General features: G+C 56.8%; 16 protein-coding genes. 5 read left to right on the top strand and 11 right to left on the bottom strand.

Going from position 1 to position 17,661, the window contains the following annotated elements:
- Positions 1-66: 66 nt before the first annotated feature.
- The 5 genes from phoU to BM395_RS12680 form a co-directional block, all read right to left on the bottom strand.
- A complete protein-coding gene (gene phoU / locus BM395_RS12660) occupies positions 67-813 on the bottom strand; it encodes a phosphate signaling complex protein PhoU (RefSeq protein ID WP_090512342.1) in 747 nt (248 codons plus the stop codon).
- Positions 814-1,027: 214 nt separating this feature from the next.
- Entirely contained in the window at positions 1,028-1,861 is an 834-nt protein-coding gene (gene pstB / locus BM395_RS12665) for a phosphate ABC transporter ATP-binding protein PstB (RefSeq protein ID WP_090512345.1), read from the bottom strand.
- 105 nt (positions 1,862-1,966) lie between these two features.
- Positions 1,967-3,583, bottom strand: coding sequence for a phosphate ABC transporter permease PstA (gene pstA / locus BM395_RS12670; protein WP_090512347.1), 1,617 nt, complete (start codon positions 3,581-3,583; stop codon positions 1,967-1,969).
- A gap of 75 nt (positions 3,584-3,658) precedes the next feature.
- Complete coding sequence (locus BM395_RS12675; protein ID WP_090512350.1) at positions 3,659-5,944, bottom strand: ABC transporter permease subunit; 2,286 nt, start codon at positions 5,942-5,944, stop codon at positions 3,659-3,661.
- A gap of 170 nt (positions 5,945-6,114) precedes the next feature.
- The gene (locus tag BM395_RS12680) at positions 6,115-7,083 is read right to left on the bottom strand and encodes a phosphate ABC transporter substrate-binding protein PstS (protein ID WP_069899952.1); all 969 of its coding nucleotides are present in this window, start codon (positions 7,081-7,083) and stop codon (positions 6,115-6,117) included.
- A 367-nt stretch (positions 7,084-7,450) separates the two neighbouring features.
- Between BM395_RS12680 and BM395_RS12685 the strand changes: the two genes are divergently transcribed.
- On the top strand, positions 7,451-7,852 hold the full coding sequence (locus BM395_RS12685; protein ID WP_090512353.1) for an acyl-CoA thioesterase: 402 nt from the start codon (positions 7,451-7,453) through the stop codon (positions 7,850-7,852).
- Between the two features lie 73 nt (positions 7,853-7,925).
- Here the strand turns inward: BM395_RS12685 and BM395_RS12690 are convergent, their stop codons facing one another.
- Positions 7,926-9,026, bottom strand: coding sequence for a TRAP transporter substrate-binding protein (locus BM395_RS12690; protein ID WP_069899955.1), 1,101 nt, complete (start codon positions 9,024-9,026; stop codon positions 7,926-7,928).
- A gap of 396 nt (positions 9,027-9,422) precedes the next feature.
- On the opposite strand from BM395_RS12690, the gene BM395_RS12695 reads away from it, so the two are divergent.
- From BM395_RS12695 to BM395_RS12705, 3 genes are all read left to right on the top strand, one after another.
- A complete protein-coding gene (locus BM395_RS12695) occupies positions 9,423-9,968 on the top strand; it encodes a TRAP transporter small permease subunit (RefSeq protein ID WP_090512355.1) in 546 nt (181 codons plus the stop codon).
- Positions 9,961-11,337 (top strand): TRAP transporter large permease, encoded by a 1,377-nt coding sequence (locus BM395_RS12700; protein ID WP_069899957.1) that lies wholly within the window; start codon positions 9,961-9,963, stop codon positions 11,335-11,337. Before BM395_RS12695 ends, BM395_RS12700 begins: the two co-directional genes overlap by 8 nt.
- Before the next feature lie 528 nt (positions 11,338-11,865).
- Entirely contained in the window at positions 11,866-12,771 is a 906-nt protein-coding gene (locus BM395_RS12705; protein ID WP_090512358.1) for a D-hexose-6-phosphate mutarotase, read from the top strand.
- A 2-nt stretch (positions 12,772-12,773) separates the two neighbouring features.
- Here the strand turns inward: BM395_RS12705 and BM395_RS12710 are convergent, their stop codons facing one another.
- Positions 12,774-13,259: an FAD/FMN-containing dehydrogenase gene (locus tag BM395_RS12710; protein ID WP_090512360.1), complete on the bottom strand. Its 486-nt coding sequence runs from the start codon at positions 13,257-13,259 to the stop codon at positions 12,774-12,776.
- A 139-nt stretch (positions 13,260-13,398) separates the two neighbouring features.
- On the opposite strand from BM395_RS12710, the gene BM395_RS12715 reads away from it, so the two are divergent.
- The gene (locus BM395_RS12715) at positions 13,399-14,682 is read left to right on the top strand and encodes a glycosyltransferase (protein WP_090512363.1); all 1,284 of its coding nucleotides are present in this window, start codon (positions 13,399-13,401) and stop codon (positions 14,680-14,682) included.
- 83 nt (positions 14,683-14,765) lie between these two features.
- On the opposite strand, the gene BM395_RS12720 is transcribed toward BM395_RS12715, so the two are convergent.
- The 4 genes from BM395_RS12720 to purE form a co-directional block, all read right to left on the bottom strand.
- Positions 14,766-15,302, bottom strand: a complete 537-nt coding sequence (locus BM395_RS12720; RefSeq protein WP_090512366.1) for a DUF3299 domain-containing protein — start codon at positions 15,300-15,302, stop codon at positions 14,766-14,768.
- Positions 15,303-15,341: 39 nt separating this feature from the next.
- The gene (locus tag BM395_RS12725) at positions 15,342-15,587 is read right to left on the bottom strand and encodes a GlsB/YeaQ/YmgE family stress response membrane protein (protein WP_069899962.1); all 246 of its coding nucleotides are present in this window, start codon (positions 15,585-15,587) and stop codon (positions 15,342-15,344) included.
- A gap of 175 nt (positions 15,588-15,762) precedes the next feature.
- The gene (locus tag BM395_RS12730; protein ID WP_090512369.1) at positions 15,763-16,848 is read right to left on the bottom strand and encodes a 5-(carboxyamino)imidazole ribonucleotide synthase; all 1,086 of its coding nucleotides are present in this window, start codon (positions 16,846-16,848) and stop codon (positions 15,763-15,765) included.
- An 87-nt stretch (positions 16,849-16,935) separates the two neighbouring features.
- A complete protein-coding gene (purE, locus tag BM395_RS12735; RefSeq protein ID WP_069899964.1) occupies positions 16,936-17,427 on the bottom strand; it encodes a 5-(carboxyamino)imidazole ribonucleotide mutase in 492 nt (163 codons plus the stop codon).
- Between the last annotated feature and the right edge of the window lie 234 nt (positions 17,428-17,661).

Consider the following 17,661-nt stretch of genomic DNA (forward strand, 5'->3'; position numbering starts at 1 on the left):
ACACCAGCGCTATCGCGGTATAAATTAGCAGCCCCTCAACTTGCGTATGAGAGGCCGCTAAAAAGCTTATTGGCCTTTGTTGTCTGGGTTGCTGGCGGTGCCTTCAACTTCCTCCGCCATGCGCTTGAGGCCCATGTGGCGAACATCGGTACCGCGTACCAGATAAATCACCAGCTCGGAGATATTGCGCGCGTGATCGCCGATACGTTCGAGCGAGCGCAACACCCAGATAATGCTCAACACGCGGGTAATCGAACGCGGGTCTTCCATCATGTAGGTCACCAACTCACGCAGCGCCGTCTTGTACTCGCGATCGATGGTCTTGTCGTACTGGGCAACGCTCAGCGCCAGATCAGCGTCAAAGCGGGCAAAGGCATCGAGCGACTCCTGCACCATGCGACGTACCTGATCACCAATGTGGCGAACCTCAACATAACCACGCGGCGCTTCGCCTTCTTCGCACAACTCGATGGCGCGTTTGGCGATCTTGCTCGCCTCATCACCAATGCGCTCCAGGTCGATTACCGACTTTGAGATGCTGATGATCAGTCGCAAATCAGACGCCGCCGGCTGGCGACGGGCAAGAATGCGCAGGCACTCTTCGTCGATGTTGGTTTCCATCTTATTGATTTGCTCATCCATCTCGCGCACCTGCTGCGCCAGACCGGAATCCGCTTCAATAAGCGAAGTCACCGCATCGTTAACCTGCTTCTCAACCAGCCCACCCATCGCCAGAAGATGGCTGCGCACCTCTTCCAACTCCGCATTGAACTGCTGAGAAATGTGATGGGTAAGACTGTCTTTATTAATCATGCTCAAGCCCTTGCGACGCGAAATTAGTTAAACCCAAAAAACCGAAAGCCAAATCTCAAACCCACTGCCAAAACGCTACTCGTCAAAGTCAAACCCGACGCTTGATCCAAGGGCTCAAGCCTTGGGCGCTTCGCCAGAGTCGGGCCCTGTCAGGCAGTGCCGAGCAAGAAGGCCTGCCGCCGCTCAGTGCGCCTGAAAGGGGCCGAAGCGATCATCAACCGTAGCGACCGGTGATGTAATCCTCGGTCTGCTTTTTGTCTGGATTAGTGAACAACGTATCGGTGTCGCCATACTCGATCAACTTGCCCATGTACATGAACGCGGTGTAGTCGGAAACCCGCGCCGCCTGTTGCATGTTGTGGGTCACGATGACGATGGTGTACTTGGATTTCAGTTCGTAGATCAGCTCTTCAACTTTCAGCGTCGAGATCGGATCGAGGGCTGAGCAAGGCTCATCGAGCAGCAGAACTTCTGGCTGTACCGCAACAGTACGCGCGATCACCAGACGCTGTTGCTGACCACCGGACATGCCCAGTGCCGACTCGTGCAGACGGTCTTTTACTTCATCCCACAGCGCAGCACTTTTCAGTGCCCACTCAACGGTTTCATCGAGAATGCGCTTCTGGTTCACGCCTTGAATACGCAGGCCGTAGACCACGTTTTCATAGATGCTTTTCGGGAATGGGTTCGGCTTCTGGAACACCATGCCAACGCGACGACGCAGGTCGGCAACGTCTTCGCCCTTGCGGTAGATGTTGGTGCCGTCGAGGTTCACTTCGCCTTCAACGCGGCAACCATCAACCAGGTCATTCATACGGTTGAAGGTGCGCAACAGGGTCGACTTGCCGCAACCCGACGGACCGATGAAGGCAGTAACACGCTTCTTCGGAATGTTCAGGCTGACATCAAACAGAGCCTGCTTGTCGCCGTAATAAAGGTTCAGGCCCGGCACTTCGATCGCGGTCGTTTCCGAGGCGAGATCAAGGCTCTGCTTTTCGCGGCCAAGGGCTGAAATGTCGATACCGTGTGTGGGTGTTCCGTGCTGCATGGGATGCTCCCTACGCTAACAATTTGTTGAGAAACCACTGAAACTCAGGCAATCAGGTTTCAGCAGTTTCTGTCTGCGCAGATGCGGGCATCTGCGAAAAAATGATTAATGATCCAGCGCCTTGTACTTCTCGCGCAGGTGGTTACGGATGAATACCGCGCTGAGGTTAAGCAGCGCAATCACCAGCACCAGCAACAGCGCTGTGGCGTATACCAGCGGGCGGGCAGCCTCGACGTTAGGGCTCTGGAAGCCAACGTCATAAATATGGAAGCCCAGGTGCATGATCTTCTGGTCGAGGTGCAAGTAGGGGTAGTTGCCATCAACCGGCAACGACGGCGCCAGCTTGACCACACCCACCAGCATCAGCGGTGCCACTTCACCGGCTGCGCGGGCAACCGCCAGAATCAGACCGGTCATCATCGCCGGGCTGGCCATTGGCAGCACCACTTTCCACAGGGTTTCAGCCTTGGTTGCGCCGAGCGCCAGTGAGCCTTCACGCAGAGCGCGGGGAATCCGTGCCAGGCCTTCTTCGGTCGCCACAATCACCACAGGTACCGCCAGAATGGCCAGCGTCAACGATGCCCATAACAAGCCAGGCGTACCGAAAGTAGGTGCCGGTGCGGCCTCGGGGAAGAAGATCCGGTCGAGCGAGCCGCCCAGTACATAGACGAAGAAGCCCAAACCAAACACCCCGTAAACAATCGCCGGAACCCCGGCAAGGTTGTTTACCGCGATACGGATCGTGCGGGTCAGCGGCCCTTGCTTGGCGTATTCACGCAGGTAGATTGCCGCCAGTACACCAAACGGTGTGACGATGACCGCCATGATCAAGGTCATCATGATGGTGCCGAAAATCGCCGGGAAGATACCGCCTTCGGTGTTAGCCTCACGCGGATCATCGCTGACGAACTCCCACACCTTGGCGCCATAGAAGCTCAGTTTCTGGCCAATACCCATGGCGTTAGGCTGATAAGCACGAACCACTTTGCCCAGGCTGATTTCCTGCTCGCGGCCATCAACAGTCTTCACTGTTACGGTGTCGCGATTGAACTCCTTGTTGAGCGCGACCAGTTGGGTTTCGAGCACTTTGTACTCGGCATCCCACTGTGCACGCTCAGCGTCGAGATCCGCCTGAGCGGCCGGACTGAGTTCATCCTTGAGTTCTAGGCTGCGCTTTTTCAGGCGCAGGCCTTCCAAGCCGTAGTTGATGCGGCCGATGTCTTTCTTCTCAAGTTTGGTGATCTCGGCATGCAGCTCGTCGATGCGGGTGATGCGCTTTTGCAGCTCATCCCATGCTGCATCGCCCTCAGCGACCAAATTGCCGGACTCTTTGACATTGACCAGATAGCCGTAGAAGTTGCCCCACTCACGGCGCTCCATGACCACCATCTTCTCTGGGGTCTTCTTGTCGCTCATCCACTCATCGACCACCCAGCTGAAGTCAGCACCGTACACATCACGGTTACCGACCTTGAACAGTTCACGGGTCATGAACTCGCCGCCTTTGACTTCCACCGGCAAGCCGGCAGCTGCCAGACGTGCGCGCGGGACTTCTTCAGCCTGCACCAGTTCACCAGCCATCACCCGTGGCGCTTCGCCCGGGATTTGATAAGTGGCTTCAATTACATCGGCTGGCCAGAAGTGCGCCAGACCACGCGTGGCAATGACAGCTAACAGGCCGATGGTCATGATCACGGCGATGGAAACACCGCCGGCTGTCATCCAGACCCAAGGAGAACCGCTCTTGAACTAGGATTTGAGGTTTTGCTTTTTCACAGACGTCTACCTTCCCGAGTCTTAGAGCGAAGCGTATTTCTTACGCAGGCGGGTACGAATGATTTCAGCCAGCGTGTTCATCACGAAGGTGAAGCTCAACAGCACCAGCGCCGACAGGAACAGGATGCGGTAGTGGCTACTGCCCACTTCCGATTCCGGCATTTCCACCGCGACGTTGGCGGCCAGCGTGCGCAGGCCTTCAAAGATGTTCATGTCCATGATCGGGGTGTTGCCGGTGGCCATCAGTACAATCATGGTTTCACCAACCGCACGGCCCAGGCCGATCATCAGTGCCGAGAAAATACCCGGGCTGGCTGTCAGGATCACCACGCGGGTGAGGGTCTGCCAAGGCGTTGCGCCAAGTGCCAGGGAGCCAAATGTAAGGCTCTTGGGCACACTGAACACGGCGTCTTCAGCAATCGAGTAGATATTCGGGATGACCGCAAAACCCATCGCCAGACCAACCACCAGTGCGTTGCGCTGATCGAAGGCAATGCCCAGATCGTTGCTCAGCCACAGGCGCATGTCGCCGCCGAAGAACCAGTTTTCCATATGTCCGCTCATGCTCAGCGAACCGCCGGCTACCAGCAGAATCACCGGAATCAGCAGAGCGGCTTCCCAGCCATCCGGAACGATCAGGCGGATGCGCTCAGGCAAGCGGCTCCAGCCATAGGCGGCAAGCAGAATGCCGATTGGCGTTAGCAACAATAAGCTGAATATGCCGGGCAGATGACCTTCGACATACGGCGCCAGAAACAGGCCGGCGAAGAAACCGAGAATAACCGTCGGCAATGCTTCCATCAGCTCAATGACCGGCTTGACCTTGCCGCGCAGGGCCGGCGCCATGAAGTAGGCGGTATAGATTGCAGCGCAAATTGCCAGTGGCGCAGCCAGCAGCATCGCGTAGAAGGCTGCTTTCAGAGTACCGAACGTCAGCGGCGCGAGACTCAGCTTCGGCTCGAAATCACTGTTGGCCGAGGTCGACTGCCAGATGTACTTGGGCTCGTCGTAGTTTTCGTACCAGACCTTACCCCACAGCGAACTCCAGGAAACTTCCGGGTGCGGGTTATCAATCTTGTAAGTCTGCAACGTGCCATTCGACTCGACCAGCACACGCGATGCACGCGGTGACAGGGCCGCGACTGCATCGCCATCAGCAACCTTTTCAACCAGCAGGGTGCGGTGAGCGGTGCTGTGGAAAATACCCATATTGCCTTTCGCGTCCAGCGCCATGAAACCCTTGCGGCGCTCTTCCGGCATGAATTGGGTAATCGGGCTGTCGCTCATCTGGAAGCCGCGAATGTGCGTCAGTGCCGACTTGCCGTCGTTGTCACGCACCATGAACCACTGATCAATGCCGCCCAGGCTGTTACCAATCAGCAGCGAAATACCGCCCAGCAATGGGCTCACTGCAGTTACTTCGGCATTGCCCGAAAGCAGGTTGTAACGGCCATTCAGGGTTTTGCTGCGCAGGTCGAACACACTGGCGGCAGACTTGCCATTGAACACATAAAGCCACTGCTGACGCGGGTCGATCAGCATCGAACTGATCGGCTCGGCCATCTGCGGCAGGCTCAGGCGCTCTTGCGACTGCGAGACTTCGCCGGTGAATTCATTTTCTTCATTGGTCATCGACAATACGTGCAATTCATTGCCGGTCGATGCCGAAATAATCAGGTTATCGCCATTCAGGTTCATCGCCACGTGCTCAAGCGGACGACCCTGCGGGTCAAGGGCGATTGGCTCTTCACCGAATGGATATTGCAAAACCGGGGTGATGGTTTTTACGTTGTTGGGGTAGCTGACGGCGTAATTCTGCTTGAACACCAGCGCCTGTCCATTCGACAGACCAATGATGGTGCGGCGGCTACCCGGCTGATCTTCACTGTGCGAGGTGATGGTGGCACCCGCTGGCAGCGGCAGATCAAAGTTGGTCAGGGCCGAGCCATCTTTCATGGCAAAGAACTGCACGTGGCCTTCAGTATTGAGGCGCATGGCAACCTTGTTCTGCTCTTCCACCGCGAGCATCAGCGGTTTGCCTTCGCCAGCCAGCCAGCCAGGCTGCTGTTCGGTTTTTGCCTCGATACTGGCGCCAGAGAAGATCGGCATAACCACGTAGGCGAGGTAGAAGAAAATCAGGGTAATTGCAGCCAGAACGGCCAGGCCGCCGATTGAAACGTACCAGCGCGCCATGCGGTCTTTGAGCGCACGTGAGCGACGCTTGCGCAGCAAGGCGGGCGTATTGAAGTCCAGCCGTTGGCTGCTGTTCGAAGGAGCGGTCATGGTTTCATTGGCCAAGTCGTTCATACAAAAATCTCTGGGGCGGGTTACGCACTCGCGCCGCTGATTAAAGCGGAAGCATGAATTTAACGATCTTGTGTGACAGAAAGATTACAGAGAGGTGACGCGACAACGCCCACCTCTCCAAAGGAGGGCGGGCGTTGCTGCTGGAGGCTATAAGAAGTCTTGAAGACGCCTTACAGGCCCAGGTCCTTCATGGTCTTGGCAACCACTTTGGAAGGCAGCGGGATGTAACCATCCTTGACCACAACTTCCTGACCTTGCTTGGACAGAACCATCTTCACGAATTCAGCTTCCAGCGGGCTCAGAGCCTTGTTTGGAGCCTTGTTCACGTAGACGTAAAGGAAGCGCGACAACGGGTATTTACCTGCCAGAGCGTTACCTTCAGTAGCTTCTTCAGCCACACCGTTCTTGTCCAGCAGCGCGACAGCACGAACGCTGGAAGTCTTGTAGCCAATGCCCGAGTAACCGATGGCGTTAACTGTGCTCGAGATCGACTGCACAACCGAAGCCGAACCAGGCTGCTCGTTCACGTTCGAACGGAAGTCACCTTTGCACAGGGCTTCTTCTTTGAAGTAACCGTAAGTGCCGGATACCGAGTTACGACCGAACAGCTGAACCGGCTTGCTAGCCCAGTCGCCAGTCAGACCAGCATCACCCCAGGTCTTGATTTCTTTAGCTTCGCCGCAAAGACGGGTGCTCGAGAAGATCGCGTCAACCTGTTGCATGCTCAGGCTTTTGATCGGGTTGTCTTTGTGTACGAATACAGCCAGGGCGTCGATAGCCACCGGGATTGCAGTTGGCTTGTAGCCATACTTTTCTTCAAAAGCCTGCAGCTCGGCATCTTTCATCTTGCGGCTCATCGGGCCGAGGTTGGAAGTACCCTCAGTCAGTGCAGGTGGCGCGGTAGAAGAACCAGCAGCCTGAATCTGGATGTTTACGTTGGGGTAAAGTTTCTTGTAGTTCTCAGCCCAGAGAGTCATCAGGTTGGCCAGGGTGTCAGAGCCTACGCTCGACAAGTTACCCGAGACGCCCGAGGTCTTTTCATAGGTCGGCAGTGCCGGGTCGATAGCGGCTACCGCATTGGCGGTGGCGACGCCAGCGGCGACAAAAGTCATGGCCGCCATCAAACGCTTCAGATTCATGCCTTGCTCCTAGCAGAAAGGGTGTTGGAAAGAACGGGGCCATTATCAGCAGGCCTTGTGACCAATCTATGAAAGCAATGTGACAGTTAGATGACCGTGACATCCTTTTGCCACTTTTTATGCTTAAAACATGGCAAAAGTCGGCGAACAGCACGACATAAGCTGTGCTGGCAGTCGCCCAGCGACTGCTCAGTCGGTATACTCTGCATGCCCATGCTTTGAGGGTCTGCTAGCTATTTGACAGCGCAGCCTTTAGACCAGCGCCAAGCATGTGCCGGTTTATGCGTCGCACTCAGGTGCCTCGCAAGCATTTTTACCGAGCTGATACGCGCTGATAACAATAACCGCGCTGAGAGCCGTTAATTAGATGAACGATTTCGAACAGGAAGACCCGATACCACAAGGCGATCTGGCCCTTCAGATCACCGCCCTCCCCCGTGAAACCAATGGTTTTGGTGATATTTTCGGCGGTTGGCTGGTAGCTCAAATGGATTTGGCAGGCACGGCAATGGCCAGCAAGATTGCTGGCGGACGTGTTGCAACCGTTGCAATCGACCGCATGGCGTTTCTGGTGCCGGTAGCCGTTGGCGCGCAATTATCTTTTTATACCCAGGCACTGGAAGTCGGCCGCAGCTCGATCCAGATGATGGTCGAGGTGTGGAGCGATGATCCGCTCTCAAGCGAGTGGCGCAAGGTAACCGAAGCCGTTTTCGTATTCGTCGCTATTGATGGCAGCGGGAGAACCCGCTCACTCCCTCCGCGCCGCTGAGCGGTCTGAAAAGCACAGCCAGCAGACACAAAAACGCCGACTCGAAAGTCGGCGTTTTTGCATATCCGCTAAATTAGCCGCGGATGTTGTAGATGTCTTTCTCGTTGGCCTCGGCGTATTCATACATACGCTCAAGGAATGCGCTCTGCTGAGCCCAAACCTTGGCCGCAACCGGGTCGGCTGCTGCAGTGGCGTCGACGACGCCCGATGCCACTTCCTTGAGCTTGGCCAGCACGTCATCCGGCAGACGACGCACGTCGACGCCTTCTTTCTTCAGCTGTTCCATGGCTTCCATGTTGCGCGTGTTGTAATCGTCGAGCATGTCGCCGTTCACATCACGGGCCGCTGCACGCACGATGGCTTGCAGGTCTTTTGGCAGGCTTTCCCATGCCTTGATGTTGACGTCCAGTTCGAACGTTACGTTCGGCTCTTGCCAGCCTGGTGTGTAGTAGTACTTGGCTGCTTTGTGCAGACCCAGCGCCTGATCGTTGTACGGACCAATCCACTCGGTAGCGTCGATGGCACCGGTTTGCAGTGCGGTGAAGATTTCACCCGCTGGCATGTTGACCACAGTACCGCCCATTTTGGTCAGCACTTCGCCGCCCAGGCCCGGAGTACGCATTTTCAGGCCGTTGAAGTCATCAACCGAGTTGATTTCTTTGTTGAACCAGCCAGCGGTTTGCACGCCGGTAGCGCCGCACGCCATTGGCAGTACGCCGAAAGGCTTATACGCCTCTTCCCACAATTCGATGCCGCCACCCTTGTGCAGCCAGGCATTCATTTCCTGGGCATTAGGGCCAAATGGCAAGGCGCAGAAGAACTGGGCAGCAGGCACTTTGCCTTTCCAGTAGTAAGGAGCACCGTGGCCCATTTCAGCAGTACCACGCGAAACAGCGTCGAAGACTTCAAGTGCCGGCACCAGCTCCCCAGCGGCGTAAACCTTGACCTTCAGACGACCATTACTCATCTCATTGACGAGCGTGGCGAAACGTTCGGCACCTACGCCAACGCCCGGAAAGTTTTTTGGCCACGAAGTAACCATCTTCCAGTTAAAAGTCTCACCACCCGCGCCTTTTTGGGGTTCGCCAGCAGTTTTAGCCTCTTCTTTGCAGCCTGCCAAAGCAGTAGCTGCCAGACCTACACCCGCGGCCGCGAGTATTTGACGACGTTTCATTCAATGCTCCTTCTTGTTGTATTGGTCTGACCACAGGATCACTGTTGGCAGACCACGCCTGACTAACATAGGGTGAACTAGCGCTCAAGCCTAGTAGATTCGACTAAAGTTGTAGTGCCATTGCCGCATTATCAACAGGTGCCTAGAATCGCCTGACTTTTCACTGCGTACAGTTTTGCGTGGCGAAAATGGGCTGAAATACGCTCAACTTTTGCTCCGGGCCTGGCCCCTCTGCAGATTAGGGACAATCTGATAACTGCCTTGGGCAGTTTTTTAGTGCCTGCAGAGTAGAAACTGAACAACAATATCACTGCAACTAATTGCTACATGATCGCGCGTCGTGGTTTCAGCTAGCCTGTGCCTGCAATTCAAACCCTATAACGATAAGGACTCCTTATGTCCGACAAGCCCCCACTTCCATTAGCAATCGCTCGTTTCATCGATGCACTGAACATGCGCTTCGGTCAGGCGTGTGCCTGGCTCACCGTATTTCTGGTGCTTGGCACAGCCATCGTTGTGGTTCTGCGTTACGGTTTCGGGATTGGCGCCACCGCCCTGCAAGAAGCGGTGTTGTACGCACACGCCCTTGTGTTCATGGGTGCCTCCGCCTGGACACTGCAACGCAATGCCCACGTTCGAGTGGATATTTTCTACCAGAAGTTCAGCCCGAAACGTCAGGCGCTGGTCGACATCGGCGGCACGCTGCTGTTCCTGCTGCCGCTGTGCCTGTTCCTCGGCTGGAGCAGCTGGGATTACGTCGCCAACTCGTGGGCAACGCATGAAGCGTCCAGCGAGTCAGGCGGCCTGCATTACGTCTATCTGCAAAAAAGCATCATTCTGGTGTTGGTTGTGTCTCTGGTTCTGCAAGGCATCTCCGATCTGATTAAAGGTATTTATCTGCTCGCCGGTCGCCTGCCCGAGCCGGAGGTGAAACATGGCTGAGCTGATGCCGATTCTGCTGTTTATCTGTATCTGCGTGGCCTTGATGGCCGGCTATCCGGTGGCGTTCACCCTCGGTGGTGTATCGCTGGTTTTCGCCGGTATTGGCGTGCTGACCAACACCTTTGATGCAACGTATCTGAGCGCCCTGCCCAACCGTCTGTTTGGCATCATGAACAACCAGACCATGTTGGCGGTGCCGCTATTCGTGTTCATGGGAGTGATGCTGGAGAAATCCAGGGTTGCCGAAGACTTGCTGGAGTCGATGTCGCGTTTGTTCGGCACGCTGCGTGGCGGTCTGGCCATCTCGGTTTGCGTGGTAGGCGCACTGCTTGCTGCCTCCACCGGTATCGTGGGTGCAACTGTAGTCACCATGGGTTTGCTGGCATTGCCAACCATGTTGCGTCGCGGTTACGACCCGGCCATTTCGACTGGCACACTCGCCGCGACCGGCACGTTGGGCCAGATCATCCCGCCGTCGATCGTGCTGGTTTTGCTGGGTGACGTAATGTCCAGCGCCTACCAACAAGCGCAGTTGAAGATGGGCATCTTCTCGCCCAAGACCGTCTCGGTGGGTGACCTGTTCGTTGGTGCGTTCCTGCCAGGCATGCTGCTGGTGGGCATGTACATTCTGTACATCATCGCGGTAGCCATTTTTCAGCCGAAAAAACTGCCGGCACTGCCGCAGGAAGAGCTCGGCCCGATCGAGTGGGGCAAGCTGGCCAATGCACTTATCCCGCCGCTGATTCTGATTGCGGCCGTGCTGGGCTCGATCCTTGCCGGTTACGCCACTCCTACAGAAGCTGCGGCGCTGGGTGCTTTGGGCGCAATGGTTCTGGCAACCGTGAAGCGCAAGCTGAACTTCACCCAACTGCGTGAAGTGGCTTACGGCACCACCGAAATCAGCGCGATGGTCTTCATGATCCTCATCGGCGCCTCGCTGTTCTCCCTGGTATTCCGTGGCTTCGGCGGCGAAATCCTGATCGAGGACGTATTCGCGCAATTGCCTGGCGGCGTACTGGGTGCGTTCTTCCTGGTGATGGTGGTGATTTTCTTCCTCGGCTTCATCCTCGACTTCATCGAAATCACCTTCGTGGTGGTGCCGATTGTGGGCCCGGTGTTGCTGGCGATGGGCCTCGACCCGATCTGGCTGGGGGTCATGATTGCACTCAACCTGCAAACATCCTTCCTGACGCCACCGTTTGGTTTTGCGCTGTTCTACCTGCGTGGTGTTACGCCACAGTCGGTTCCGACCAGCACGATCTACAAAGGTGTCGTGCCGTTTATCCTGATTCAGCTGTTCCTGCTGGTGATTGCCTACATGTATCCAGGCTTGATCACGTGGTTGCCTGAGCAGGTTTACGGCAACTAAATTGGCGGGTCAGGGTCGGCCCCTGAGGGCCTGATACTGCGTTGCTGCACCTCGCCATAGATGGCTATGGCTCGGTGCAGCGCCTTGTCTCAGGACCTCAGGCTCACGAACCTGACTCCACCAATTCGGTGATAGCTTGGTTAAGGGCAAGAGCGCTTTTTTTGATGGGCATTTAGAGATTGGCGAATAGCCCTGCGAAAGCAGCTTAGATACAAGCCACGTCAGTGCCGCACCTCAGGTACAAGAACCTGACTCCACCATTTCGGTGACATTTGGTTAGAAGCAAAAGCGCTCATCATTTGATGGGCGTTTTTTATGGGCGAAAAGCAGTGCTAGAGATGGTTAAGGGCAAGAGCGTTTTTTTGATGGGCAATTCGAGAGCAGCGAGAAGCTCGATAGAACAACCTGATCACAGTCACAATCAGAGCGGTAGCCGCATTACTCAAACGCCCGTCAGTCGATGGGCGTTTTGCTTTTAGGGGGCGGCTGCGTTCCAATGGTCATCAATGCTTTTTCAGGAATACGCTCATGACGACATATAACGTTGAACGGCTCGAACTGGGCGGATTGAATTGCTGGCAGGTTCGCTACGGCGCTGCCGAGTTATTGGTGACTCAGCAAGGCGCGCAAATTCTCAGTTATCAGCGCGACGGTGAGCCGCCGGTGATCTGGCTGAGTGATTTGGCCGAGCTGCAAGCTGGCAAGAGTCCACGGGGTGGCGTACCGGTTTGCTGGCCGTGGTTTGGCGATTTGCAGCGCAATCCGGCGATCACTCAAGCCATGCACACCGACCCGCAGAATGCGCCTTTTCATGGCCTGGTGCGGAACATCGACTGGCAGTTGGTCGACATCGAAAGCAGCTCTGCCGGGGTAACGCTGGAGTTCAGCCTCAACACCGCTGAGACGCCGCTGGAAGGCTGGCCGCATCAGGCTGATCTGCGTCTGCACATCCGGCTCGACGAGAAGCTGCATATCGACCTGCACTGCAAGAACATCGGCGACAGCCAGTTGAATATCAGCCAGGCGCTGCACAGCTACTTTGCAGTGAGTGATATTCGTCAGGTTGAAGTCGAAGGCCTCGCCGATTGCCGCTACATCGAAACGCTGGCGGATTGGGAGATTCGCGAGCAGCGCGGCAACATCAAGTTCCACGGCGAAACCGACCGCATCTACCTCAACACGCCGAACGAGCTGAGCATCGTCGACAGCCACTGGCAACGCCGGATTCGCATGAGCAGCAGCGGCACGCGCTCGGCGGTGGTGTGGAATCCTTGGGTCAAAAAGGCCCAGCAGCTCAGCGAGTTTGCCGACAACGCCTGGCTCGACATGCTCTGTATTGAGCACGCCAACGTGATGGACGACTTGGTGCAACTAAAGCCCGGGGCCGAGCACCATCTGGCGATCAGCCTGTGGAGCGAGGCGTATAGCGACTGATTTCAGTCGCCCGCCCCGCTGTCTTGCGGGGCGGCCTCTAATGCGCCACGCAATGCAGCTGCATCGGTAAAGTGATGCAGCTCTTGCAGCTTGCCATCCTTGAGTTGCAACCACATCACGGTCGATTCCGCGACGTCATAGCGCGGCACCACTCGGGACTCACGATCGAGCAGCACCCGATAGTTGTAATCACGCATGGCAGGCACTGCGAACATCTTGGCAATCAAGCTGGGCATCTTGCTGATATCGGCGAGAAACACCGCGTTGCGCTGCTGCAAATGGCCTTTGGGCTGACCCTGCAACGCCGCTTCAAGCATTTCGGCGCCCTCCATGTCGCGAGCGACCAAAAGCACCTGCAGTTGGTTATCCAATGTGTAGGGCTGCTCGAACTGATCCAGCAAGGTCCAGGACTCCAGGCGCTCTCCTTTCTCCAGCGCCAGCGCCGCGCTCGATAGCAGGCATAACATCAACAGCATCAATGCTTTCATGACTCACTCCCGTTAACCAATTAGCCGCAGGCAGATTAAAGCACTGATTACGGCTTCCCGATGGGCCACAATGCCTGCCGGATATCCAAGCCAGCCTCTGTATAATCGCCGACCTCAGCTCCTTTTGATAAGCGCCCGCATGCACAAAATTCTGGTAATCGGTTACGTCTGGCCCGAACCCCGCTCATCCGCGGCGGGTAGCCGCATGATCGAGTTGCTCGAACTGTTCCGAAAGCAGGGCTGGAGCGTGAGTTTTGCCAGTGCTGCGGCGTTATCAGAGCACCGTGCAGACCTCAGCTCGCTGCAAATCACGGAGCTGCAAATCGCCCTCAACTGCGACAGCTTTGATGCGCTGGTGAGCGAGTTGCAGCCAGACATGGTGCTGTTCGACCGTTACTTCACCGAAGAACAATTCGCCTGGCGAGTGGAGCGGGCCTGGCCGCAAGCCCTGCGCGTGCTCGATACCAGTGACCTGCATTGCCTGCGCGATGCCCGCCAGCATCTGCTGAAAACCGCCCAGCAAGCCTGCGACTCGGAAGCTGAACGCCATCAGGTGCCGGCAGTAACGGCCGACATGGACACGCTTTATCAGGTGATGGCCAGCCATGACATGGCCCAGCGCGAAATCGCCGCGATCTACCGCAGCGACCTGACGCTGATGATTTCTGATTTCGAGGTGCAACTGCTGCAACAGCGCTTTGGCGTGCCGCCAGCATTGCTCATGCACAACCCGTTAATGCTGATTCCGCCGGTAGTAGAGCCGTTACCTTTCGAGCAGCGCCAGCACTTCATCAGCATTGGCAACTTCCGCCATGCGCCTAACTGGGATTCGGTGTTATGGCTGAAGAACGTGTTGTGGCCACTGGTGCGCCAACGCCTGCCCAATGCGCAATTGCACGTTTATGGCGCTTATCCACCGCCGAAAGCCACCGCACTGCATAACCCCAAACAGGGTTTTCTGGTGCTGGGCTGGGCGGATGATGCACATGAAGTGATGACGCGAGCGCGCGTGTGCCTTGCGCCGCTGCGTTTTGGCGCGGGCATCAAGGGCAAGCTGGCCGATGCAATGGCCTGCGGCACGCCCAATGTCACCACGGCGATTGGCAGCGAAGGTATGCACGGTGAATTGGCCTGGGGCGGGGCAATCGTGGCGGACGCCGAAACATTTGCCGAGGCGGCTGTAGCGCTGCATGAAGACCCGAAATTGTGGCATGAAGCCCAGGACAATGGCCGGGCCATTCTTGAGCAACGCTTTGCGCGTGAGCCGTTGGGCGATGAGTTGATTGCGCGACTCCAGCGGTTATTTGAGCAACGCGAACAGCACCGTGTGGATAACTTTATTGGCCGCATGCTGCGCCATCACACGCTCAAAAGCACTCAATACATGTCGCAATGGATAGCCGCCAAAACCGCGGCAAAGTAGGCGCTACAAAAGGCCGCGCTTGAGCATGCGGGGAAGTCTGCACACCTGAGTTGTGAATACTGGCAAGCCCTGAATCAACAGCGTCAGAGGTCGTCTTCTTCCACCATCCGCACGCTGTCGGCGGTCATGGCGTATGCCGCGTTGGCGAGGTCGTTATTCACGGTTTCGATCTGCAACTTGCCGCTGATCCAGATTGGCGCGTAGATATCACTGAGTTCGATGCCCTGTGGATAACGCACCAGCACCAATTGATTGGGCGGTGGAGGCGGCACATGAATGCAGGCGCCCGGATAAGGCACGAGGAAGAACTCGGTACTGCGGCCCTGATTGTCGGTTTCGAGCGGCACTGGGTATCCGCCTAAACGCATGACCTTGCCATCGAGGGCGGCCACGGTTTTAGCCGAGTACATCACGGCTGGCAGCTCTTTATCCTGCTGCTTGAGGCCGCCCGGCGAATAGAACGTACCGTCTTGCTCTGGGGTGTCATGCGTGATTTCTGGCATGTCTTCCAGCGCCTGACGATCGTCCGGCGGCATCAACTCCAGCCAGTCCGTCTCGGGTAACTGCGCCATCGCAACACTACTGGCCAACAACAGCGAAGTTATCCACAGACGGCGCATCAACTCGAGTTTCCTTATGAAGTAGGCGGTTTCAGCCGATTATTTCTTCTTGATCATGCCGTAGATGAACAACAGGACCACAGCACCCACAACGGCACCGATAAACCCTGCGCCCTGCCCGGCCTGGTATATGCCCAGCGCCTGACCGCCATAGGTCGCAGCCACTGAACCGGCGATACCCAGAATGATGGTCATGATCCAGCCGAGGCTGTCATCGCCCGGCTTGAGGAAGCGTGCAAGCAGCCCAACAATGAGTCCGATGAAAATCGTGCCGATAATGCCCATAGCGTGCTCTCCGTGTAGATGGGGTCGTCCAATGCAGGCAGCTAACGGCCTTGCGCTGCGGCTCTGCGGTGTTGAACAGGAATTATTCTAGTTCAAACATGGCGACAGGCTATCAGATAGCCTACAACCGCAGAGGTTCAATGCGCGCCACGGAGAGAGGCGCGCATTGGGCGGATCAAACGGCTTTGATCAGGCTCTGCACTTGGCTGATCTTCTTATCAAGCGTGGCGCGGTCAGCACAACGCAGCGTAGCGTGACCGACTTTGCGACCAACCTTGAATGCCTTGCCGTAGTGATGCAGATGGCAGTCATCAATGGCGGTCACTTTATCCACAGGCGGCACTTCACCGATGAAGTTGAGCATGGCGCTCTCGCCCACTTTGGCGGTTGAGCCCAGCGGCAGGCCGGCGATCGCCCGTAGATGGTTTTCGAACTGGCTGCACTCGGCGCCTTCGATGGTCCAGTGACCGGAGTTGTGCACGCGCGGGGCAATCTCGTTGGCCTTGAGGCCGCCGTCGATTTCGAAGAACTCGAACGCCATCACACCAACATAATCCAGCTGCTTGAGCACACGGCCAACGTAATCTTCGGCGAGGCTTTGCAGGGGGTGATCGGTGCTGGCAATCGACAGTTCCAGAATCCCGCTGTTGTGCGTGTTGTGCACCAACGGGTAGAAACGCGTTTCGCCATCACGGCCACGCACAGCCACCAGCGAGACTTCACCGGTGAACGGCACAAAGCCTTCCAGAATGCACGGCACGCTGCCCAACTCGGCAAATGCTCCGGTTACATCCTGCTCGCTGCGCAGCACTTTCTGGCCCTTGCCGTCGTAACCCAGCGTGCGGGTTTTCATCACGGCTGGCAGGCCGATGCTGGCAACGGCGGCGTCGAGATCGGCTTGCGACTGAATATCGGCGAACGCGGGGGTCGGAATGCCCAGGTCCTTGAACATCGACTTTTCGAACCAGCGATCACGGGCAATGCGCAGGGCTTCGGCGCCTGGATATACGGGCACGAACTGCGAAAGAAAGGCGACGGTCTCGGCCGGCACGCTTTCGAATTCGAACGTGACCAGATCAACCTCGTCGGCCAGTTGGCGCAGGTGATCCTGATCCGCGTAATCCGCACGGATATGCTCGCCCAACGCTTGCGCGCAAGCATCCGGGGCCGGATCAAGGAAGGCGAAGTTCATGCCCAGCGGCGTGCCCGCCAGTGACAACATACGGCCCAACTGGCCGCCACCGATTACACCGATTTTCATTGCAAGGCCCCTTTTCGCAGGTGGCAGATCAACCAAAATTTTACCGCTACAACGCCATTGAAAACGGGCCGCGAGGGCCCGTTAAACTTATGCGTTGCGCGGGTCCGAGTTAGCCAGAACGGTCTCGGTTTGCTCTTCACGGAACGCTTTCAGCGCCGTGTGGAACTGCGGATGCTGGTGGCCGAGAATACTCGCCGCGAGCAATGCCGCGTTGACCGCACCGGCCTTGCCAATCGCCAGCGTCGCCACCGGAACACCGGCAGGCATCTGCACGATAGACAGCAGTGAGTCCACTCCCGAGAGCATGGACGACTGCACCGGCACACCCAGAACCGGCAAGTGGGTCTTGGCGGCGCACATGCCCGGCAGGTGGGCTGCACCACCGGCACCGGCGATGATCACCTGAATGCCACGGCCTTCTGCCTCGTCAGCATATTGAAACAACAGATCCGGAGTGCGGTGGGCAGACACCACTTTAACTTCGTAAGGAATGCCCAGCTTGTCCAGCATCTCGGCGGTGTGGCTAAGGGTGGACCAATCGGACTTGGAGCCCATGATCACGCCAACCAGTGCGCTCATCGTCGTGCCTCTTCATTGTGCGCCCGCTGGCGCGTCTAAAACCAACAAGCCACGTGAGTCAAACTCGCGTGGCTTGTGAATAGTTCAGGCTGGGCTCTGCCAGCCAAAGGCCGCGCAGTATACCGCAAAGGTGATGGCAATGAGCAGTGCCACTGACCGTTTGTCCAGAGTCTGCGGGCCGCCAGTGCAAACTAACTAGATTATGTTCTGTGTCAATTGTCTCGCTTACCAGCG

Origin of the sequence: Pseudomonas marincola, from assembly GCF_900116605.1 — a bacterium.
Classification (GTDB): domain Bacteria; phylum Pseudomonadota; class Gammaproteobacteria; order Pseudomonadales; family Pseudomonadaceae; genus Aquipseudomonas; species Aquipseudomonas marincola.

Coding starts and splice junctions, on each gene's coding strand:
- BM395_RS12730 (WP_090512369.1), bottom strand. CDS start 16,848: ATGAAAATCGGTGTAATCGGTGGCGGCCAGTTGGGCCGTATGTTGTCA.
- BM395_RS12725 (WP_069899962.1), bottom strand. CDS start 15,587: ATGGGCATTATCGGCACGATTTTCATCGGACTCATTGTTGGGCTGCTT.
- purE (WP_069899964.1), bottom strand. CDS start 17,427: ATGAGCGCACTGGTTGGCGTGATCATGGGCTCCAAGTCCGATTGGTCC.
- BM395_RS12695 (WP_090512355.1), top strand. CDS start 9,423: ATGTCCGACAAGCCCCCACTTCCATTAGCAATCGCTCGTTTCATCGAT.
- phoU (WP_090512342.1), bottom strand. CDS start 813: ATGATTAATAAAGACAGTCTTACCCATCACATTTCTCAGCAGTTCAAT.
- BM395_RS12720 (WP_090512366.1), bottom strand. CDS start 15,302: ATGCGCCGTCTGTGGATAACTTCGCTGTTGTTGGCCAGTAGTGTTGCG.
- BM395_RS12700 (WP_069899957.1), top strand. CDS start 9,961: ATGGCTGAGCTGATGCCGATTCTGCTGTTTATCTGTATCTGCGTGGCC.
- BM395_RS12715 (WP_090512363.1), top strand. CDS start 13,399: ATGCACAAAATTCTGGTAATCGGTTACGTCTGGCCCGAACCCCGCTCA.
- BM395_RS12685 (WP_090512353.1), top strand. CDS start 7,451: ATGAACGATTTCGAACAGGAAGACCCGATACCACAAGGCGATCTGGCC.
- pstA (WP_090512347.1), bottom strand. CDS start 3,583: ATGACAGCCGGCGGTGTTTCCATCGCCGTGATCATGACCATCGGCCTG.
- BM395_RS12675 (WP_090512350.1), bottom strand. CDS start 5,944: ATGAACGACTTGGCCAATGAAACCATGACCGCTCCTTCGAACAGCAGC.
- BM395_RS12690 (WP_069899955.1), bottom strand. CDS start 9,026: ATGAAACGTCGTCAAATACTCGCGGCCGCGGGTGTAGGTCTGGCAGCT.
- BM395_RS12705 (WP_090512358.1), top strand. CDS start 11,866: ATGACGACATATAACGTTGAACGGCTCGAACTGGGCGGATTGAATTGC.
- BM395_RS12680 (WP_069899952.1), bottom strand. CDS start 7,083: ATGAATCTGAAGCGTTTGATGGCGGCCATGACTTTTGTCGCCGCTGGC.
- pstB (WP_090512345.1), bottom strand. CDS start 1,861: ATGCAGCACGGAACACCCACACACGGTATCGACATTTCAGCCCTTGGC.
- BM395_RS12710 (WP_090512360.1), bottom strand. CDS start 13,259: ATGAAAGCATTGATGCTGTTGATGTTATGCCTGCTATCGAGCGCGGCG.